At 67.1% G+C, this 14,524-nt stretch carries 12 protein-coding genes and 2 riboswitches; of the genes, 9 read left to right on the top strand and 3 right to left on the bottom strand.

The genetic code is table 11. The annotated features are described in order from the left end of the window. Nucleotides 1-45: 45 nt before the first annotated feature. The gene (locus AC3WLE_RS13985) at nucleotides 46-2,142 is read right to left on the bottom strand and encodes a UvrD-helicase domain-containing protein (protein ID WP_492357114.1); all 2,097 of its coding nucleotides are present in this window, start codon (nucleotides 2,140-2,142) and stop codon (nucleotides 46-48) included. A gap of 282 nt (nucleotides 2,143-2,424) precedes the next feature. Between AC3WLE_RS13985 and AC3WLE_RS13990 the strand changes: the two genes are divergently transcribed. The 9 genes from AC3WLE_RS13990 to AC3WLE_RS14030 all read left to right on the top strand — a co-directional run bounded on the left by AC3WLE_RS13990 (nucleotide 2,425) and on the right by AC3WLE_RS14030 (nucleotide 12,026). Then, nucleotides 2,425-2,652, top strand: a complete 228-nt coding sequence (locus AC3WLE_RS13990) for a YMGG-like glycine zipper-containing protein (RefSeq protein ID WP_010812167.1) — start codon at nucleotides 2,425-2,427, stop codon at nucleotides 2,650-2,652. Between the two features lie 77 nt (nucleotides 2,653-2,729). Next, nucleotides 2,730-2,817, top strand: a riboswitch (glycine riboswitch). Between the two features lie 21 nt (nucleotides 2,818-2,838). After that, a riboswitch (glycine riboswitch) is annotated at nucleotides 2,839-2,964 on the top strand. Nucleotides 2,965-3,062: 98 nt separating this feature from the next. Further along, entirely contained in the window at nucleotides 3,063-4,190 is a 1,128-nt protein-coding gene (gene gcvT / locus AC3WLE_RS13995; protein WP_492357113.1) for a glycine cleavage system aminomethyltransferase GcvT, read from the top strand. 89 nt (nucleotides 4,191-4,279) lie between these two features. Next, nucleotides 4,280-4,660 (top strand): glycine cleavage system protein GcvH, encoded by a 381-nt coding sequence (gene gcvH / locus AC3WLE_RS14000; RefSeq protein ID WP_010812169.1) that lies wholly within the window; start codon nucleotides 4,280-4,282, stop codon nucleotides 4,658-4,660. 100 nt (nucleotides 4,661-4,760) lie between these two features. Then, nucleotides 4,761-7,691: an aminomethyl-transferring glycine dehydrogenase gene (gene gcvP / locus AC3WLE_RS14005; RefSeq protein ID WP_492320106.1), complete on the top strand. Its 2,931-nt coding sequence runs from the start codon at nucleotides 4,761-4,763 to the stop codon at nucleotides 7,689-7,691. Between the two features lie 144 nt (nucleotides 7,692-7,835). Continuing rightward, nucleotides 7,836-9,212, top strand: coding sequence for an L-serine ammonia-lyase (locus AC3WLE_RS14010; RefSeq protein WP_492320107.1), 1,377 nt, complete (start codon nucleotides 7,836-7,838; stop codon nucleotides 9,210-9,212). Nucleotides 9,213-9,274: 62 nt separating this feature from the next. Beyond that, nucleotides 9,275-10,012: an MBL fold metallo-hydrolase gene (locus AC3WLE_RS14015; protein WP_316151865.1), complete on the top strand. Its 738-nt coding sequence runs from the start codon at nucleotides 9,275-9,277 to the stop codon at nucleotides 10,010-10,012. Between the two features lie 27 nt (nucleotides 10,013-10,039). Then, on the top strand, nucleotides 10,040-10,513 hold the full coding sequence (locus tag AC3WLE_RS14020) for an OsmC family protein (protein ID WP_492357112.1): 474 nt from the start codon (nucleotides 10,040-10,042) through the stop codon (nucleotides 10,511-10,513). Nucleotides 10,514-10,523: 10 nt separating this feature from the next. Further along, the gene (locus tag AC3WLE_RS14025) at nucleotides 10,524-11,387 is read left to right on the top strand and encodes an alpha/beta hydrolase (RefSeq protein WP_492320109.1); all 864 of its coding nucleotides are present in this window, start codon (nucleotides 10,524-10,526) and stop codon (nucleotides 11,385-11,387) included. A 135-nt stretch (nucleotides 11,388-11,522) separates the two neighbouring features. Next, on the top strand, nucleotides 11,523-12,026 hold the full coding sequence (locus tag AC3WLE_RS14030) for a glycine zipper domain-containing protein (protein WP_492320110.1): 504 nt from the start codon (nucleotides 11,523-11,525) through the stop codon (nucleotides 12,024-12,026). A gap of 24 nt (nucleotides 12,027-12,050) precedes the next feature. On the opposite strand, the gene AC3WLE_RS14035 is transcribed toward AC3WLE_RS14030, so the two are convergent. Both AC3WLE_RS14035 and AC3WLE_RS14040 read right to left on the bottom strand, forming a co-directional pair. After that, a complete protein-coding gene (locus tag AC3WLE_RS14035) occupies nucleotides 12,051-13,166 on the bottom strand; it encodes a YbdK family carboxylate-amine ligase (RefSeq protein ID WP_492320111.1) in 1,116 nt (371 codons plus the stop codon). Next, nucleotides 13,166-14,392 carry a cation:proton antiporter gene (locus AC3WLE_RS14040; protein ID WP_492357111.1) on the bottom strand — a complete coding sequence of 409 codons (1,227 nt, stop codon included), beginning with the start codon at nucleotides 14,390-14,392 and terminating at the stop codon, nucleotides 13,166-13,168. The genes AC3WLE_RS14035 and AC3WLE_RS14040 overlap by 1 nt, the downstream gene beginning before the upstream one ends. Between the last annotated feature and the right edge of the window lie 132 nt (nucleotides 14,393-14,524).

Below are 14,524 nucleotides of genomic sequence, written 5' to 3' on the forward strand. Positions count from 1 at the left end.
TCTTGTCAGCCTGGTAGGCCTTTGTATCGGGACTGTAGCGCCCGTTCAGCCCGGGGCTGTCTTGCCGCCGTTTCCCAGCAGTGCCTTGAGCGCGCCGAGCCGGTCCTTGGGGCTCATCGCCGGGGTTTCATCCACCGGCGCAGGCGCCTCCTCCAGCTTCATCTCGCCGATAAAGCGCGAAGGCTGGCACGAGTAGGTCTCTCGCGCGCGCTTGCGCTTCTTGCACCAGCTGACATGCAGGCTGCGCTGGGCGCGGGTGATGCCGACATACATCAATCGCCGCTCTTCCTCGATCTTCTCGTCGCTCATGTCCTCTTCTTCGCGGCAGTGCGGCAGGATGCCCTCCTCCACGCCGACCAGGAACACGTGCGGATACTCCAGCCCCTTGGACGCATGCAGCGTGGACAGCCGCACCGCGTCGGGATCTTCCTCGCGGCCTTCCAGCATGCTCATCAGCGCCACGGTCTGGGTCAGCTCCAGCAGGTTCTTGCCTTCGCTGCCGAGGCCGTCGGCATTGTCGAAGCCGGTGGCTTCCTCGCCCTCGGCGCCTTCGGGCTTGGTGCCCTTGCGCTTGAGCCAGTCGAGGAATTCCAGCGTATTGGTCCAGCGCGACTGCGCCTGCCGTTCGTCGAAGCTGTCGTACAGGTAGGCCTCGTAGTGGATCCCTTCCATCAGGTCGTCCAGCACCACGGTGGCGGGATCCTTGGCCGCGCGGTCGGCCAGCCGTACCATCGATTCGCAGAACACGCGCAGCGGCTCCAGCTGGCGCGGCTGCAGCTTGCCTTCGATGCCGCCCATCATCGCGGCCTCGAACAGCGACACCTTGGCCTGTCCGGCAAAGGTGCCCAGCGCTTCCAGCGTGGTGTTGCCCACGCCGCGGCGCGGCGTGGTGATGGCGCGGATAAAGGCGGGATCGTCGTCGGGGTTGGCAATCAGGCGCAGATAGGCGCAGATGTCCTTGATCTCGGCCTTGTCGAAGAAGCTCTGGCCGCCCGACAGCACATAGGGAATCCGTTCGCGCCGCAGGATCTGCTCAAACAGCCGCGCCTGGTGGTTGCCGCGATACAGGATGGCGTAGTCGCGGAACTGCGCGCGGCGCTCGAACTTGTGCGCGGACAGGCGGAACACCACCGACTCGGCCTCGTGCTCCTCGTCGTTCATCGGGTGGATGGCGATGGGGTCGCCCATGCCGTGCTCGCTCCACAGCTTCTTGTCGAACAGCTTGGGGTTGTTGGCGATGACCGCGTTGGCGGCTTCCAGGATGCGCACCGTGGAGCGGTAGTTCTGCTCCAGCTTGATCACCTTCAGGTCCGGGAAGTCGGTCTGCAACCCGCGCAGGTTGTCCAGCGTGGCGCCGCGCCAGCCATAGATGGCCTGGTCGTCGTCGCCGACCGCGGTGAAGGCCGGCGCGCGCAGGTGCGAGCCGCCTGCCAGCAGCTTCAGCAACTGGTACTGGCAGGCGTTGGTGTCCTGGTATTCGTCGACCAGGAAGTAGCGCAGGCGGTTCTGCCACTTGAGTTGCACCGTTTCATTGCGCGCGAACAGCTCGGCGGGCAGGCGGATCAGGTCGTCGAAATCCACCGCCTGGTAGGCGTGCAGCGTGGCCACGTAGTTGCGGTAGACCAGCGCGGCCTGGTGCTCGTCGGCATTGGCGGCCTGCGCGATCGCTGCCTCCGGATCGACCATGCCGTTCTTCCATAGCGAGATCGTGCCCTGCACGCCGCGGATCAGCTTCTTGTCGGTGGTGCCCAGCTGCTCCTGGATCAGGCCGAAGCAGTCGTCCGAATCCATGATCGAAAACTGCGGCTTCAGGCCCACGTGCTCGGCCTCCATGCGCAGGATCTGCACCCCGAGCGAGTGGAAGGTACAGACCGTCAGCTGTTTGAGCGGAATGCGCTTGCCCTCGCGTGTGGTCTTGCCCTCCATCAGCTTGCCGATGCGCTCCTGCATCTCCTTGGCGGCCTTGTTGGTAAAGGTGACGGCGGCGATATGGCGCGGCTCGAAGCCCTTGTCCTCGATCAGATGCGCGATCTTCTGCGTGATCACCCGGGTCTTGCCGGAGCCCGCCCCGGCCAGCACCAGGCAAGGGCCGTCCAGGTAGCGGACGGCTTCGGATTGGGCGGAGTTCAGGCCATGGGTCATGCGTGGGATGCGGTTGGAGGCAGGGAAATCGGCAGGAACAGCGGCAGGCCAGGCGGGACACGCCAGCACCCAAAAAACGGGCATGGCAGCAAAGCTGCCGATGTTAACACGCTGGCCGCGGCAGGTCAGTCAGCGCAAACCGCGTTGACACGGCCGGTTGTGTCACCGGCGTAACACTTCGTAAAGGCCGGAGCCAATCGCGCAACCAAACGCTCTAACTAGTATGTCCCCTGGCCTGCGCGGCGGGGTTGACATGCTTGAATCATCACATCGGAGCCAATAATGAAAACCCTGCAGACTTTGACCAAGGTGACCCTGATCGGCGTGACCGTCGCGGCCTTTGCCGGTTGCGCGGATATGACCCCGAAGCAGCGTAATACCGCCATTGGCGCGGGCGCGGGCGCCGTGGGCGGCGCCATCCTCACCGACGGTAGCGCGCTGGGTACGCTGGGTGGCGCGGCCGTGGGCGGCGTGATCGGTAACGTTGTCACCGACGACAAGAAGAAGTAAGCCAGACCACCGCAGCGACAGGTACGGCAGGCTCCCCTGGCCGGTTTGACAAAGGCCGGGGCCTCCCGTACATTGCGCGCATCCGACCGGGAGAGCGCGCATCGCCTGCGCCGCCGAAGGGGTATCACCCGAAAACTCTCAGGCACCACGGACCGATCGGATCGGCATGCAATATGCACACAATGCATGCCGAACTCTGGAGAGCGGCACCCGCCATTCGTGGCGAGCGTGCCCACCGAAGGGGCGCACGAGGAAGGGGTCCGGCAGGATCCGCCTTGTAATCTCTCAGGTATCGAGGACAGAGGGGTCATCCGCCGCAGCGGATTGCCACGCCACATTCAGGCGCGGCGAGCGTTGCGGCGGATGGCCCTTTTTTGTTTTCGCCAACCGAGACTGCCCCAGAGGATTCCATGACGCTCCAGGCCACGCCCCTCAACGCCATCCACCGCGCCCTCGGCGCCCGCATGGTTGATTTCGGCGGCTGGGACATGCCGGTCAACTACGGCTCCCAGATCGAAGAACACAATGCCGTGCGCACCGACGCCGGCATGTTCGACGTGTCGCACATGTGCGTGGTCGACCTCGCCGGCGCCAATACCCGCAGCTTCCTGCGCGGCCTGCTGGCCAACAATGTCGACAAGCTGCGGACCCCGGGCAAGGCGCTCTACTCCTGCATGCTGGATGAGAAAGGCGGCGTCATCGACGACCTGATCGTCTACTTCTTTGCCGAGGACCGCTTCCGCCTGGTCGTCAACGCCAGCACCGCGCTGGGCGACATCGAATGGATCCGCGCGCGCAATGCCGCCACCGGCAGCGATGTGACCATCACGCCGCGCCGCGACGATGTTGCGCCTGCAGGCGCGCAGCCTCTGGCCATCGTCGCCGTGCAGGGGCCCAACGCCCGCGCCAGGGTGTGGAGCACCTTCCCCTCGACCCAGCCTTCGGACACGCTCAAGCCCTTCAACGCCGCCGTGGTCCAGGACCCGGCCATCGGCGAGATCATGGTGGCGCGCACCGGCTACACCGGCGAAGACGGCTTCGAACTGGTGGTGCCGGCCGAGAACGTCGCCGCCGTCTGGGAAAAGCTGAACGCCGCCGGCGTGCGCCCCGCAGGCCTGGGCGCGCGCGACACGCTGCGCCTGGAAGCCGGCATGAACCTGTACGGCCAGGATATGGATATCAACACCTCGCCGCTGGATGCGGGCCTGGCCTGGACGGTGGACCTGCAGAGCGAGCGTGACTTCACCGGCAAGGCGGCACTGGCCGCGGCCGGTTCGCGCCAGCAATTCCTCGGCCTGATCCTGCGTGACAAGGGCGGCGTCCTGCGCGCCCACCAGAAAGTGATCACGCCGGCCGGTGACGGTGAAATCACCAGCGGCACCTTCAGCCCGTCGCTGTCCCAGTCCATCGCCTTTGCCCGCCTGCCCAAGGATGTCGCCGTGGGCGATACCGTGCAGGTGGAGATCCGCGACCGCAAACTCAACGCGACTGTGGTTAAACTGCCGTTTGTGCGTAATGGCAAGGCACTCGTGAGCTGAGGCTCACCCAACGGTCGCCCTCGCCTGCCGGCAGCTTCGCCGGGCAGGCATCACCCAACAAGAAACAAATCTGTATCCGGAGAACCTTCATGAATTTCCCCGCTGACCTCAAGTACACCGAGTCGCATGAGTGGGTACGCGTCGAAGCCGACGGCACGCTCACCATCGGCATCACCGACCACGCGCAGGACGCGCTGGGCGACATCGTCTTCCTGGAACTGCCCGAAGTGGGCAAGTCGGTCGGTGCCGGCGATGCGCTGGCAGTGGTGGAATCGGTAAAGGCCGCTTCCGACATCTACGCCCCCGTGGCCGGCGAAGTGATCGCCGTCAACGAGGCCGCCACGGCTGCCCCGGAGAGCGTCAACGCCGACGCCTTCGACGCGTGGCTGTTCAAGCTCAAGCCGGCCAACGGCGACGACGTCAACGGCCTGATGTCGGCCGACGCCTACAAGGCCAGCGTCGGCGCCTGACGCCGGCCGCGCCGGTCCATGGTTGGACCGGCCACTGCAGACTGACGCGCGCCGTCCCGGCTGACCACCGGCCGGCGCGCACCTCACGAGGTTCTTGCCAATGAACGCCCCGCTTCCCATGAACGCCGCCCAAGTGAACCGGCCCACGCTGGCCGAACTGGAGGCGCGCGACGCCTTCGCCGCCCGCCATATCGGCCCCGATACCCCCGAACAGCAGCACATGCTGAAGGTGCTGGGCTATGACAGCCGCGCCGCGCTGATCGACGCCGTCATCCCCGCCGCCATCCGCCGCCGCGACGGCATGCCGATGGGCGAGTTCACCGAGCCGCTGAGCGAGGAAGCCGCGCTGTCAAGGCTGCGCGGGCTGGCTGGCAAGAACAGGGTGCTGAAGAGCTTTATCGGCCAGGGCTACTACAACACCGTCACGCCCGGCGTCATCCTGCGCAATATCTTCGAGAACCCGGCCTGGTACACCGCCTACACGCCCTACCAGCCGGAGATCTCGCAGGGCCGCCTGGAGGCGATGCTGAACTTCCAGCAGATGGTCACCGACCTGACCGGGCTGGATATCGCCAATGCGTCGATGCTGGATGAAGGCACTGCCGCGGCCGAAGCCATGACGCTGCTGCAGCGCGTGAACAAGCACGATTCGAACACCTTCTACGTGGCCGACGACGTGCTGCCGCAGACGCTGGAAGTGGTACGCACGCGCGCGCTGCCGATGGGCATCGAGGTCAAGGTCGGCCCCGCCGCCGATGCCGCCGCGGCCAACGCCTTCGGCGTGCTGCTGCAGTACCCGGGCGTGAACGGCGACGTCAACGACTACCGCGCCATCGCCGACGCCGTGCACGCCGCCGGCGGCCTGGTGGTGGCTGCCGCCGACCTGCTGGCGCTGACGCTGATCGCCGCGCCGGGCGAATGGGGCGCCGATGTGGCCGTGGGCAACTCGCAGCGCTTCGGCGTGCCGCTGGGCTTCGGCGGCCCGCACGCCGGCTATATGGCGGTGAAGGACGCGTTCAAGCGCTCGATGCCGGGCCGGCTGGTGGGCGTGACCATCGATGCGCAGGGCAACAAGGCCTACCGCCTGGCCCTGCAGACGCGCGAGCAGCATATCCGCCGCGAGAAGGCCACCTCGAATATCTGTACCGCGCAGGTGCTGCTGGCCGTGATGGCGTCGATGTATGCGGTCTACCATGGCCCGCAGGGCCTGAAGCGCATCGCGCAGCGCGTGCATCGCCTGACCGCGACGCTGGCCGCCGGCCTGGAAAAGCTCGGCTTCGCGCGCACCAACGCCAGCTTCTTCGATACGCTGACGCTGGAAACCGGCTTCAACACCGATGCCATCCATGCCGCGGCCACCGCGCGCGGCATCAACCTGCGCCATATCAGCGCCACGCGCGTCGGCATCTCGCTGGACGAGACTGCCACCCGTGCCGACGTGGTCGCGCTGTGGGAAGTCTTCACGCAAGGCAAGCCGCTGCCCGCGGAAGTGGACTTCGACAAGCTCGAAGCTGTCGTGCAGGACGCGTTCCCGGCGGAACTGGCACGCACCAGCGAATACCTGACCCACCCGGTGTTCAACACGCACCACGCCGAACACGAGATGCTGCGCTACCTGCGCATGCTGGCCGACAAGGACCTGGCGCTGGACCGCACCATGATCCCGCTGGGCTCGTGCACGATGAAGCTGAACGCCACCAGCGAGATGATCCCGGTGACCTGGCCCGAATTCAGCCAGATCCACCCGTTCGCGCCGCTGGACCAGACCGTGGGCTACCGCGAGATGATCGACCAGCTCGAGGCCATGCTGTGCGCCGCCACCGGCTACGCCGCGGTCAGCCTGCAGCCCAACGCCGGCTCGCAGGGCGAGTACGCGGGCCTGCTGATCATCCATGCCTACCACGCCAGCCGCGGCGAAAGCCATCGCGACATCTGCCTGATCCCGTCGTCCGCACACGGCACCAACCCGGCTTCGGCGCAGATGGCCGGCATGAAGGTGGTGGTGGTGGCCTGCGACGAGGACGGCAACGTCGACCTGCAAGACCTGGCGAAGAAGGCCGAGCAGCACAGCAAGAACCTGGCGGCGATCATGATCACCTACCCGTCCACGCACGGCGTGTTCGAGCAGGGCGTGCAGCAGATCTGCGAGATCGTGCACCAGCACGGCGGCCAGGTGTACGTGGACGGCGCCAACATGAACGCGATGGTCGGCACCGCCGCGCCGGGCCAGTTCGGCGGCGACGTGTCGCACCTGAACCTGCACAAGACCTTCTGCATCCCGCACGGCGGCGGCGGCCCGGGCGTGGGCCCGGTCGCGGTCGGCGCGCACCTGGCTGACTTCCTGCCCAACCAGGACAGCGTCGGCTATCGCCGCGACGACCGCGGCATCGGCGGCGTTTCGGCGGCGCCGTTCGGCTCGGCCAGCATCCTGCCGATCTCGTGGATGTATATCGCGATGATGGGTTCGGCCGGCCTGACCGCCGCCACCGAGAATGCGATCCTGGCCGCCAACTATGTCGCCAAGCGCCTGGCGCCGTACTACCCGGTGCTGTACACCGGCCAGCACGACCTGGTTGCGCACGAGTGCATCCTGGACCTGCGCCCGCTGCAGAAGGACACCGGCATCAGCAATGAAGACGTGGCCAAGCGCCTGATGGACTACGGCTTCCACGCCCCGACCATGAGCTTCCCGGTGCCGGGCACGCTGATGATCGAGCCGACCGAGAGCGAGGCGCTGCACGAGCTGGACCGCTTTATCGACGCGATGATCGCGATCCGCCAGGAAATCGGCCGCGTCGCCGACGGCACCTTCGACCGCGACGACAACCCGCTCAAGCACGCGCCGCACACGGCCGCGGTGGTGACCGCCGACGAGTGGACCCACAAGTACACGCGCGAGGAAGCCGCGTACCCGGTGGCATCGCTGCGCACGCAGAAGTACTGGCCGCCGGTCGGCCGTGCCGACAACGTGTATGGTGACCGCAACCTGTTCTGCGCCTGCGTGCCGGTCAGCGACTACGTGGTGGACTGAGGCGTAGCGCCGCCGCAGCCGCGGCGGCTCGCCAACGAACTATGCTCGAGATGACGGGCATCGCGGTGTCGCGGTGCCCGCCGCAGCCATGCCAACCGACCAAGAAGAGCCTCTTCAGGGCCATCCCATTGCTGGAGACATTCCGTGGCAGTCAGCGTCTTTGATCTGTTCAAGGTGGGCATCGGCCCGTCGAGCTCGCATACCGTAGGCCCGATGCGCGCTGCGCTGATGTTCGCGCAGGGGCTTGAGCGCGACGGCCTGCTGCCGCAGGTGGCGAGCGTGCGTGCCGAGCTCTATGGCTCGCTGGGCGCCACCGGCAAGGGCCACGGCACCGACAAGGGCGTGATCCTCGGCCTGATGGGGGAAGCCCCCGACACCATCGATCCCGATTCGATCGACACGCGCCTGGCCGCGCTGCGCGCGGGCCGCGAGCTGTCGCTGCTGGGCCAGCATGTCGTGCCCTTTGTCGAGAAGGAGCACATCGCCTTCTACCGGCGCGAAGCGATGGCCGAGCATCCCAACGGCATGAAGTTCCATGCCTTCGACGCCAGCGGCGCATCGCTGCGCGAGGCGCGCTACCTGTCGGTCGGCGGCGGCTTCGTCGTGACCGCGGGCGCACCCAATACGCAGGTGCTCAATGCCGCGCAGCAACTTCCGCACCCGTTCCGCAGCGGCAAGGACATGCTGGAGATGGCCACCGCCAGCGGCAAGAGCATTGCGCGGCTGATGATGGAAAACGAGCTGACCTGGCGCAGCGAGGCGGAAGTCACCAGCGGCCTGCTGCATATCTGGGATGTGATGCAGGCGTGCGTGGCGCGCGGCTGCCGCACCGACGGCGAGCTGCCGGGGCCGTTCAGGGTCAAGCGCCGTGCGCCGGAACTGTTCCGCAGCCTGACCGAGCGCGCCGAGCGCACGCTGTCGGACCCGCTCTCGGTGATGGACTGGGTCAACCTGTACGCCATTGCCGTCAATGAAGAGAATGCCGCCGGCGGGCGCGTGGTCACCGCGCCGACCAACGGCGCCGCGGGCATTATCCCGGCGGTGCTGCACTACTACGACCGCTTCGTGCCGGGTGCCAGCAAGCAAGGCGTGGTCGACTTCCTGCTGACCGCGGGCGCGATCGGGCTGCTGTACAAGCTCAATGCGTCGATTTCCGGCGCCGAGGTCGGTTGCCAGGGCGAAGTCGGCGTGGCCTGCTCGATGGCCGCCGGCGCGCTCGCGGCGGTGCAGGGCGGCAGCCCGGCGCAGGTCGAGAACGCGGCCGAGATCGGCATGGAGCACAACCTCGGGCTGACCTGCGACCCGGTTGGCGGACTGGTGCAGATCCCGTGTATCGAGCGCAACGCAATGGCCTCGGTCAAGGCGGTCAACGCGGCGCGCATGGCCTTGCGCGGCGACGGCACGCACTACGTATCGCTCGATTCGGTGATCAAGACCATGCGCGAGACCGGTGCCGACATGAAGACCAAGTACAAGGAGACGGCGCGCGGCGGGCTGGCGGTGAATATCGTGGAATGCTAATGTCCGCGCGCAGCGCGGCGTATCATGGCGGCGTTCCCCGAACGAAAAACAAGAGGGCAGCCATGCAGACCTTCCACCAGCTGTTCGACGAAACCTCGTCCACCTTCACCTACCTGCTGATCGACGCCGCCACCGGGGACGCGCTGCTGATCGACCCGGTCGACCACCAGCTGGAACGCGACCTGGCGCTGCTGAAGTCAACCGGCGCGCGGCTGGCGTGGGTCATCGAGACCCATGCCCATGCCGACCACATCACCTCGGCCGGCCACCTTGCGCTGCAGACCGGCGCGCACACTGCGGCGCCGTCCGGCTGCGATATCAAGCCCGCGCAGAAGCAGCTGATCGACGGCGACACTGTCGCCTTCGGCAAGCAGGTGCTGCGCGCCATCCATACGCCCGGGCACACCGCCGGCAGCATGAGCTACCTGTGGGAAGAACCCACGCCCGACGGCATCGTGCGCCGCGTCTTCACCGGCGATGCCCTGCTGATCGACGGCTGCGGCCGCACCGACTTCCAGTCGGGCGACGCCGGCACGCTCTACGACAGCCTGACCAGGAAGCTGTTTGCGCTGCCCGACGACACGCAGGTCTATCCGGCCCACGACTACAAGGGCCGCACCTCGTCCACCATCGGCCAGGAGCGCGCCCACAACAGCCGCGTCGCCGGCCGCACGCGCGAAGAGTTCATCGAGATGATGCGCAACCTGAACCTGCCGCGCCCGAAGCTGATCGATGTCGCCGTGCCGGCCAACCAGCGCCTGGGCCTGCGCGACGGTGAAAGCGTGCCGCACGGCGCCTGAGGTTTTCCTAACGTTAGGAGTCTTTGCATGTCCACATACACCGCTGAAGTCCTGTGGCAACGCGACGGGCAGGATTTCGCCGGCAACCGCTACAGCCGCAGGCATCTGCTGCGCTTTGACGGCGGCGCAGAAATTCCGGGATCGTCGTCGCCCCATGTGGTGCCGCTGCCGATGTCGGATGCGAGCGCGGTCGATCCCGAGGAGATGTTCATCGCCTCGCTGTCCAGCTGCCACATGCTGTGGTTCCTGTCGCTGGCGGCGAAGCAACGCTTTGTCGTCGACCGCTACCTGGATGCGGCCACTGGTGTGATGGCAAGGAACGCGGACGGGCAGATGGCGATGACCGTGGTGACGCTACGCCCTCAGGTGACGTTTGGCGGCGAGCGCGAGCCCACGCGCGAAGAACTCGATGCCCTGCACCACGCCGCGCATGGCGCCTGCTTTATCGCCAACTCGGTCAGGACCGAGGTGCGCTGCGAACCGGTGTTCGCCGGCGCCTGAGCGCGTTGCCATGCCTGCCATCGTCCCGGCACCGGCGCCAGCGCAGCTGGTGCCGCCGCGGACTGAATCGGTTCGCCGCAGGGTGCTGCGCTGGCTCGGTGCGGGACTGGTCCTGCTTGCCGGAATCAGCATGATGCAGGATCACTTCCTCTACTTCCCCGACAAGGCCTCGGTCGACGACATGGTCTCGCCCGGGTTGCGCGCCTGGCCGGGGCCGCAGGACTTTCGCGGCCTTGTCGCCGAACCGGCCGGACCGGCGCGCGCCACCGCCATGGTCTTTCACGGCAATGCCGGGCACGCCGGGCATCGCGGCTACTACGCCAGCGCGCTGACGAAGCTGGGCATTCGCGTGATCCTGGCCGAGTACCCGGCCTACGGCCCGCGCACCGGCGCACTCGGCGAGCGCAGCTTCGTGGCAGACGCGGAACAATCGATTGCGCTGGCCCGGCGCCAGTTCGGCGGCCCGCTGCTGCTGGTCGGCGAGTCGCTGGGAGCGGGCGTGGCCGCAGCGGCCGCGGCGCGCCAGCGCGAGAGCGTCGCCGGCGTGCTGCTGATCACGCCGTGGGACAAGCTTGCGCATATTGCCTCGCATCACTATCCCTGGCTGCCGGCCGGCTGGGTGCTGCGCGACCGCTACGAAAGTGCGGCCAACCTGGAAGGCTTCGGCCGCCCGGTGATGGTCGCGGTCGCCGAACGCGACACCATCGTGCCGGCACGCTTCGGCCGGGCGCTCTATGCGTCGCTGGGCGAACCGCGGCGGCTCGCGGTGATCGGCGGCGCCGGGCATAACGACTGGGCCGGGCATGTCGATACGGCCTGGTGGCAGGAAGCGGTCGCGTTCCTGCTGTCCCCGCCACCCACTACAAACAAATAACATCGGGCCGTCAAAACGCTGATTTGACTTACCCCTGCGTGCCGCAAATACTGGCCTTCACAGAACGGCTCGCCACTTGCGCACCGGTCGGTGCGTCCAGCGTTGCGTAGCCGACATCCGTGGGGGAACATCATCATGAAGCAATGCCAGCATCGCAAGCTGTACCGTGGCCTCGGCGTACTGGCCGCGGCGATCGCGCTGACCCCGGCGCTGATCCCTGCCCAGGCCATGGCGCAGAACAAGCCCATGGCCTATCCGGCCAAGGGCCAGAGCCAGCAACAGCAGGCCAGCGACGACGGCGCGTGCTACAGCTGGGCCAAGCAGCAGACCGGCGTGGATCCGGCACAGGCCGCCAACGCCCCGCCGCCGGCCCAGGCGCAGAGCGGCCAGCGCGTGCGGGGTGCCGCGGGCGGCGCCGCGGCCGGTGCCGTGGTGGGCGCGATGGCAGGCGATGCCGGCAAGGGTGCGGCGGTCGGCGCTGCAGCGGGTACGGTGGGGGGCGGCGTGGCGCACCGGCAGTCGCGCCGCCAGGCGAACGCGGCCAACCAGCAGGCGGCGGCCAATACCAGCCAGGCGATGGGCTCGTACTACCAGGCCTGGGGCGCCTGCATGCAGGGGCGCGGCTACAGCGTCAAATAAGACAAGGGGCAGCCTGGCGCAGGCTCAGGCAGCCCACCGGTCACACGCCTTGCGCACCGTTTCACGCTGGCTGCGCGCATCGGCATCGACCTGGCGCAGCCACTCGGCGTCGCCGTCGCGGCGCTCGGCCAGCGCGCGGATATTGGCCAGCGCCTCCAGCGAGCCGAGTGCCTCGGCGTGCGGCACCAGCGCGTCGCAGATCGACAGGATGTGGTCGGCGATCGGCATGCGCGTCAGTTCGTTGGGATGCACGTACTCCCCCTCCAGCCCGAAACGGCAGGCCTGGAAGCGGTTGAAGGTGTACACCAGGTAATCGTCTTCCTGCGGCATGAAGGGGCGCGACAGCAGCAGGTAGCGCGCCAGCATCTGGATATAGGCGGCGATATCGCAGGCGCGCTGCACCGTCAGCGGCGTGTCCATCACGCGGACCTCGATGGTGCCGAACTCCGGCTTGGGCCGGATATCCCAGTAGAAGTCCTTCATGCTCTCGATCACGCCGGTATTGCGCATCTTCTCGAAATACGCGGTGAAGGCGTCCCACGTCAGCAGGAACGGCGCCCGCCCGCTCATCGGGAAGGCCGCGACCGAATTCAGCCGCGCCGAGGCAAAGCCGGTATCCACGCCCTGCACATAGGGCGAGGATGCCGCCAGCGCCACAAAGTGCGGCACATAGCGGCCGATGGCATGCAGCAGGAACAGCGATTCGTCGGCGCTGGGGCAGCCGATATGCACGTGCTGGCCGAACACGGTGAACTGCTTGGCCAGGTAGCCGTACAGCTCTGAGATGTACTGGTAGCGCGGCGAATCCGAGATGGTGCGGTCGGCCCACTGCTGGAACGGGTGGGTGCCGCCGCCGGCAATGCCCAGGTTCAGCGAGCGCGAGGCCGCCACCATCAGGTCGCGCATCACGGTCAGCTCTTCCAGCGCCTGCTGGTAGCTGTGGCAGATCCCGGTGCTGATCTCGATCATCGACGGGCTGATCTCCGGCTTGATGTCGCCGGCATGCTCGGCGCCCTTGAGCGCGCGCAGCAGGTCGGGCGCGAACGGGGCCAGGTCATAGTCATGCCGGTTGACCAGCTGCAGCTCCAGCTCCACGCCGAAGGTCAGCGCCTCTGAGTGCTTGAACGTTTCGAGCGACATCAGCGCCCTCCTCCATTGGCCCGGATGTCGACGCGGACTTCGCCTGCGTAGCGCAGCGCCCAGGCCGCGATCACCGGACCGAAAAGTTGTTCGATGGCCAGCGCGCACAGGATGATGGCCGCCAGCGGCTGGCCGGTACCGGGGTAGAGCCGCGCCACGTCATGCATCAGCAGGTAGGCCAGGCCCGACATCGGCGCCAGCGCCAGCCCCAGCGCCATGCACTGGCGCAGGCTCAGGCCCGAGAACGAGCCCAGCGACACCACGCCCGCCAGCTTGGCCACATGGCGCAGCACCACCAGCGCGATGGCGTAGACGCCGCCCACGGCCCAGTCCTGTGCCGTCAGCGGCAGGCCCAGCGAGACCACCATCACGATGATCAGCAGGCTGCCGGCGCTGCCGAAATGCGGCGGCCACACATGCGGCTGGTTGTCCTGGTGCTTGAACACGACACCGGCCAGCATCAGCGTCAGCGGCATCGACAATTTTAGTACCCGGGTCAGCGCCAGCGTGAACAGCACCAGGCCCACCAGCACCAGGAAGCTGTAGTGGTCGTCGGCCGACATGCGGTCATAGATGGCATGACCGAGCTTGCCCACCACCCACGCCAGCAGGCACGAGCCCACCAGCAGGTACAGCGGATGCAGCAGCGCGGCGCCAAGGTTGCCGTATTCCGAATGCAGCCAGCCGGTGGCGACCTGCACGATCGCGGCGGCGTAGATGCTGTTGAGCGCGGCCATCGCCATCAGCCGCTCGGTGACCTGCCCTTCGGCGCGCAGTTCGTTCTTGAGCTGCAGCACGATGGTGGGCGAGGTGCTGACCGCGATGCCGCCTGCCAGGATGGCCACGCCGGGCGAGGCGCCGATCCACTGCAGCACCGCCGCCACCAGCCCCCAGGTCAGCAGGCTTTCAAAGGCGCTGGTCAGCAACAGCCAGCGGTTGGCGCGCAGCCAGGTCAGCGAGAGGCGATGCCCGAGTTCGAACAAGGCCAGTGCCAGCGCCATATCGATCAGGATACGGGTCTGGTTGATCATGTTCTCGTCGACGATGCCCCGCCCCAGCATGCCGGCGCAAAGCCCCGCCGCGGCATACCCGACGATGCGCGGGCAGCGCAGCCAGCGCCGGCTCAGTTCACCGGCCAGGCCGGCGCCGACCAGCGCCAGCCCGACCCAGAACAGGCCGCCGGGCGCGAGCGGGAGGCTTGGAAAAAGTTGGCTCAGTCCATTCATGGCGACATGGTAATGTAAGCACTTCACAATCCATGTCAGTGATTGTCCGACACCGCACAAAACACGCGCACAACTTCTGTCATCTGCACGTAAAAAACGCCATCTCCAGATGGCGTTTTTTACATCCCTTAC

It is taken from the genome of Cupriavidus sp. FW306-1B-F12B (genome assembly GCF_058781795.1).

What these genes read in the sequence shown, in the direction of transcription:
- gcvT (WP_492357113.1), top strand. Translation starts at nt 3,063, where the DNA reads ATGACGCTCCAGGCCACGCCCCTCAACGCCATCCACCGCGCCCTCGGC.
- AC3WLE_RS13985 (WP_492357114.1), bottom strand. Translation starts at nt 2,142, where the DNA reads ATGACCCATGGCCTGAACTCCGCCCAATCCGAAGCCGTCCGCTACCTG.
- gcvP (WP_492320106.1), top strand. Translation starts at nt 4,761, where the DNA reads ATGAACGCCCCGCTTCCCATGAACGCCGCCCAAGTGAACCGGCCCACG.
- AC3WLE_RS14015 (WP_316151865.1), top strand. Translation starts at nt 9,275, where the DNA reads ATGCAGACCTTCCACCAGCTGTTCGACGAAACCTCGTCCACCTTCACC.
- AC3WLE_RS13990 (WP_010812167.1), top strand. Translation starts at nt 2,425, where the DNA reads ATGAAAACCCTGCAGACTTTGACCAAGGTGACCCTGATCGGCGTGACC.
- AC3WLE_RS14035 (WP_492320111.1), bottom strand. Translation starts at nt 13,166, where the DNA reads ATGTCGCTCGAAACGTTCAAGCACTCAGAGGCGCTGACCTTCGGCGTG.
- AC3WLE_RS14030 (WP_492320110.1), top strand. Translation starts at nt 11,523, where the DNA reads ATGAAGCAATGCCAGCATCGCAAGCTGTACCGTGGCCTCGGCGTACTG.
- AC3WLE_RS14020 (WP_492357112.1), top strand. Translation starts at nt 10,040, where the DNA reads ATGTCCACATACACCGCTGAAGTCCTGTGGCAACGCGACGGGCAGGAT.
- AC3WLE_RS14040 (WP_492357111.1), bottom strand. Translation starts at nt 14,392, where the DNA reads ATGAATGGACTGAGCCAACTTTTTCCAAGCCTCCCGCTCGCGCCCGGC.
- AC3WLE_RS14025 (WP_492320109.1), top strand. Translation starts at nt 10,524, where the DNA reads ATGCCTGCCATCGTCCCGGCACCGGCGCCAGCGCAGCTGGTGCCGCCG.
- gcvH (WP_010812169.1), top strand. Translation starts at nt 4,280, where the DNA reads ATGAATTTCCCCGCTGACCTCAAGTACACCGAGTCGCATGAGTGGGTA.